1 protein-coding gene is annotated in these 1,212 nt (G+C 63.5%); it reads right to left on the bottom strand.

Going from position 1 to position 1,212, the window contains the following annotated elements:
• A partial coding sequence (locus JCM25156_RS29075) for a MobA/MobL family protein (RefSeq protein ID WP_159105012.1) occupies nt 1-1,212 on the bottom strand: 1,212 nt, incomplete at both ends.

Raw genomic sequence — 1,212 nt, 5'->3', positions numbered from 1 at the left:
CGCGCCATCGCCGCCCGACGCACCGCCAGCGGCACCGCATGACCCTGGGACTGCCCCATCGCGAACGACACCTCTTCCAGCTGTTGCTCGACCCCGATCATCTCCCGTGTGGAAAACCGCTCCCGCCCATAACCATCTTTCCCGAGGGCGACCAGCTCCGGACACGCCGCCACCCGAACCATGACAGCACTGAACTGTTCCGCGTCTGCCGTATGCCGGTCCACGAACCGCGCCAGATCCTGGCGGGTAAATGTGCTCTGCTGTCGGGTCAGCGCCTCCAGCGCCACATGCGGCTCGGCCAGCAACCTTTCGCCATTACGCCGCGCGATCTCCAGATGGTCGGCAACCCGTTCAGCATCCTCGCCCCGTTCTTCCCGGCGCATCCCGGCCGGACCGATCTTGTTCTGCGGCTCAAGGTCGATCCCCTGTTCGGCAAACGACCGATGGTCGATCCGCACATCCAGGTCCAGCTCGGCCAGCCGTTCATTGGCGAGCGACGCCCACCGCTCCCGCCACGTCAGCAGCAGATCCTTGTCATTCCACGAACGCTCTTTCGCACCGAACCCGATGGAAGGCTGATCCTGCGCCAGCCCCAGACCTTCATGCCGCAGCCGTGCCGCAGCAATCAGTCGCGCTGTTCTTCCAGCCGCTGCAAGCGCTTCTCCAGCGTCGAGAGCTTCAGCAGGATGCCGCGCTGCGTCTCCCGAATTTCCGTCAGCAGACGGATCATGAACTTGAGCGGATCGTCGTCCCCTTTCTGCTCCATCAGGTCCAGGATCCGGCGCGAGGTCGTATGCGCCCCTGCCGCTTCGTTCAGGATGCGGGATTCCGTCTGGTCTTCCATGCACAGCCTCTCCGGTTCTGACTTCGATCCGTCGTGTGGACAGCATCACATGCGCATGGGGCTTCGCCTGTCCGTCTTCGCCAATATCCCAATGCACATTGAGATCGGCCACCATGCCGCGTTCCACGAACTGCTCCCGCACAAAATCCCGTGCCAGCGCGATCCCCTGCGCCTGGGTCATTTCGCGCGGGATTGAAAACCCCACCTCGCGGGCAAGCTGGGCATCCTTGCGCTTCTCGATCGCCTCGACCTCGTTCCATAGGGTCGCACGGTCGAGAAACCGTTCCGGCGCGCCATCGGGTAGCAGGATCTCGGAATGCACCACGCCGCTCTTGTTGGAAAAGTCATGGTCGCGATCCAGCCGCACG

The sequence above is a fragment of the Komagataeibacter kakiaceti JCM 25156 genome, assembly GCF_000613305.1.
The sequence above is the reverse complement of the archived record's forward strand: the minus strand, read 5'-3'. Positions and strand labels throughout refer to the sequence as shown.